At 72.3% G+C, this 3,302-nt stretch carries 4 protein-coding genes; 2 read left to right on the top strand and 2 right to left on the bottom strand.

Annotated elements, in window-relative coordinates; genetic code table 11:
* A partial coding sequence (locus F9K34_RS18040) for an AAA family ATPase (RefSeq protein ID WP_291338491.1) occupies nt 1–1,362 on the bottom strand: 1,362 nt, incomplete at its 3' end.
* 200 nt (nt 1,363–1,562) lie between these two features.
* On the opposite strand from F9K34_RS18040, the gene F9K34_RS19090 reads away from it, so the two are divergent.
* Both F9K34_RS19090 and F9K34_RS18025 read left to right on the top strand, forming a co-directional pair.
* A complete protein-coding gene (locus F9K34_RS19090) occupies nt 1,563–2,411 on the top strand; it encodes a GNAT family N-acetyltransferase (RefSeq protein WP_366557924.1) in 849 nt (282 codons plus the stop codon).
* Nucleotides 2,408–2,896, top strand: coding sequence for a hypothetical protein (locus F9K34_RS18025; RefSeq protein WP_291338490.1), 489 nt, complete (start codon nt 2,408–2,410; stop codon nt 2,894–2,896). Before F9K34_RS19090 ends, F9K34_RS18025 begins: the two co-directional genes overlap by 4 nt.
* A gap of 2 nt (nt 2,897–2,898) precedes the next feature.
* On the opposite strand, the gene F9K34_RS18020 is transcribed toward F9K34_RS18025, so the two are convergent.
* Nucleotides 2,899–3,302, bottom strand: a 404-nt coding sequence (locus F9K34_RS18020) for an NAD(P)/FAD-dependent oxidoreductase (protein ID WP_291338489.1), incomplete at its 5' end; no start/stop codon positions are given.

Genomic DNA, 3,302 nt, shown 5'->3' with positions numbered 1-3,302 from the left:
GGCCCGGACCGAGGTCCAGGCCTGGGTCCGCTCGGCCGCCGCGCGGTCGGCAGCGGCCTTCGCCAGCGCCGCCTCCGCCTCCGCCGCCGCCGTCCGTGCCCGGGCCGCTTCGGCTTCCGATTTCTCGACCGTCGCGCGGCTGTCGGCGAAGAGCCGGTGCGCCGACTGGTGGCGGGCCGAAAGCCGCGCCACGTCCTCGGTCAGCTCCGACAGCGCGGCCTCCCGCTCCGAGAGCACCCGCGCCGCCGCCTGCGCCGCCTCCAGGGCTTCGGCAAGCTGGTCCTCGTGCCCCTCGGCCGCCTTCGCCAGCTGCGCCTGTTCCCACTCCAGCCGTCCGATCGTCTCGCCCGCATCGCGGTTGAGCCCCGCCTCCCGCTCCATGTCGCGGGCGAGTTGGCCGATCCGGCCTGTCAAGGTCTCGATCGTCTGGACCGCCCGCGCCTCCTCGGCCTTCAGGGCATCGCGGCTCACCTGCAGGCGCTGGAGGATCGCCGCCGCCACGGCCTCCTCCTCGCGCAACGGCGGAAGCACCCCCTCCGCCTCGCCGCGCGCCTTGCCAGACGCCCGCGCCGCGGCCTCGCCCTGCGCCGCGAGGCGCGTGCATTCGGTCAGCCCGGCCTCCGCCGCCGCTCGCGCCTCGTCGGCCTCGCGCCAGCGGCGGTAGAGAAGCATTCCCTCCGCCCGCCGCAGTTCCTCGCCGATTTCGCGGTAGCGCGCCGCCTGCCGCGCCTGCCGAGCCAACTGGGCAAGCTGCTGGGCCAGTTGCTCCACCACGTCGTCGACACGGGCCAGGTTCTGCTCGGTCGCCGAGAGCTTCAGTTCCGCCTCGTGGCGGCGCTGGTAGAGGCCTGAGATGCCGGCGGCCTCCTCGAGCACGCGGCGGCGGTTCTTCGGCCGCGCGTTGATGAGTTCCGCGATCTGCCCCTGCCGGACGAGGGCGGGGGAGTGCGCGCCGGTGGAGGCATCGGCAAAGAGCATCTGCACGTCGCGCGCCCGGACGTCGTTGCTGTTGGCCTTGTAGGCCGAGCCCGCGTCCCGCGTGATCCGCCGGGTGATCTCAAGCACGTCCTGGTCGTTGAACCCCGACGGCGCCAGCCGTTCCGAATTGTCGATCGTCAGCGCGACCTCGGCGAAGTTCCGCGCCGGCCGGGTCGCGGCCCCCGCGAAGATCACGTCCTCCATCCCGTCGCCGCGCATCGCGGTCGGGCGGTTCTCGCCCATCACCCAGCGCAGCGCCTCGAGCAGATTCGACTTGCCGCAACCGTTCGGGCCCACCACGCCCGTCAGCCCGTCATGGATCACGAGGTCCGTGGGGTCCACGAAGCTCTTGAAGCCGTTCAGTCTGAGCCTGGTGAAGCGCACGTGCCGCCTTCGTGATTCCCGCCGGTCCGCGATCTTCGCGGCGAGCGAGGGCTCAAGTCAACCGTCCCGCCCCGCATGTCGCGGCGCCTGCGCGGTTTTCCACAAGATATCGGTGGCGTCGTTTCGTGCACCTCCCCTCATGACCGCTTGACCGGCGCGCCTTCCGGGCGCCAAATCGGTGCCGCACGAGGGAGGGCAGGATGGAGGGCGGAACCGGGCGGTGCCTCTGCGGCAATGTGCGCTACACCTTCCAGGGCGTGCCCAACTGGCAGGCGCATTGCCATTGCGAAAGCTGCCGCCGCGTCACCGCGTCCCCCTTCACAAGCTATCTCGGCGTCAGCCACGGAAGCTGGCGCTGGACCGGGGCCACGCCTGCGACCTTCGCCTCCTCGCCGGGCGTCCGGCGGCATTTCTGCCCGTCCTGCGGCAGTCCCATGGCCTACGAGGGCGACCGATGGGCGCACGAGATCCACTTCTTCGCCGCCACGCTCGACGACCCCGCCGCCTTCCGGCCGACCGCCCATGTCAACTGGAACGAACACCTGCCCTGGGTGCGGCTCGCCGACGGCCTGCCGGTGCGCTACACGCCCCGCCGCCTGACCGGCGACGAGGACATGGGTCCCTTCCTGAACCTCATCCGCGAAGCCTTCGCCTACATGGACGGGATCGTCGACCCGCCGTCGTCGGTCCACGCCCTGACCGGCGCGGCGCTGGCCGAGGCAGCGCGCGCGGGCGAGGTGTGGGTGATCGACGAACTCAGCGCGCCGCTCGCCTGCATGGTGCTGACGCCAAAGCCCGGCCGGCTCTACATCGGCAAGCTCGCCGTCGCCGCCGGCCACCACCGCAAGGGCCTCGCGCGGCAGCTTCTCGCCCATGCGGCGATCCGCGCGAAGGCGCTCGGCCTGCCGGTCCTTGAGATGCAGAGCCGGGTGGAACTGACCGGCAACCACGCCGCCTTCGAGGCGATGGGCTTCGTCCGCGCGGGCGAGACCGCGCACCCCGGCTACGACCGGCCGACCTCCGTCACCTTCCGGCGGCCAGTGCCGTGACCCTGCGCGCCGTTATCGCCGCCGCGCTCCTTGCGGCCGCACCGGCTGGCGCGGGGCCGCTGGACGGCAAGCGCTACATGATCGAGCTCTCCTCCTCGCAATACGGCAGCGGCTACGGCGAATATCTGGTTCCGCCGCTGGCCGACGCGCTCGCCAAAACCGGGCTGAGGGCCGCCCGCGAACCACCTGTGGACATCATCGCGAACGTCGTAACGGGCTCCGACGTCGGGCGCTGGGTCGGTGCCGGCGGAACCCGCGAGTGGCTCTACACGGTCACGGTGACCGTCGGCCTGTCGCCGGAAGCCTACGTCATCCCGCCCGACGGCACCCCGGCCTTCGGGGTCAGGGCCAGGCTCGTTACGCCGAACCCCGACCGCGAGGACGAACTGGCCTGCCTGATCCGGCTGGCCGCGCTCACGGCCGTCGCCAACTGGCGGCCCACTGGGATGCTTGGAACCGACGGCAGCGCCTGCCGCCGGCGTTGAGGTCAGAGACAGTCCTCGACACGGAAGCCGTCCGGGACACCGTCGCGCCCCTCCAGCACCAGATCGGCCATGACCTCGGCGACCTTCGGCGCCATGCCGAAGCCGATCTTGAAGCCGCCGTTGGCGACGAACTGGCCTGCACGCCCCGGCCAGGGACCGAGAACCGGAGCGCGGCTCTTCGCCCGCGGCCGCACGCCGGCCCAGCGTTCGATCACCGCCGCATCCCGCAGGGCGGGGCAGAGCGCGCGCGCCCGTTCGATCAGCACGTCGAGATGCCCGTCGGTCGTGAGCGGGGCGTCGAACGACGCCTCCGCGGTCGACCCCACCGCCACCGTCCCGTCGTGGTGCGGCACGATGTGAAGCCCCTCCGCGAAGATCTGCGGGCGTGAAGGGGCAGGCGGCGCTC

It is taken from the genome of Albidovulum sp. (assembly GCF_008933605.1).
In the GTDB taxonomy this organism is placed as follows: Bacteria; Pseudomonadota; Alphaproteobacteria; order Rhodobacterales; family Rhodobacteraceae; genus Albidovulum.
Note: the sequence above shows the minus strand (reverse complement) of the source record. Positions and strands in the feature narration are given on the sequence as shown.

What these genes read in the sequence shown, in the direction of transcription:
- F9K34_RS19090 (WP_366557924.1), top strand. Translation starts at nt 1,563, where the DNA reads ATGGAGGGCGGAACCGGGCGGTGCCTCTGCGGCAATGTGCGCTACACC.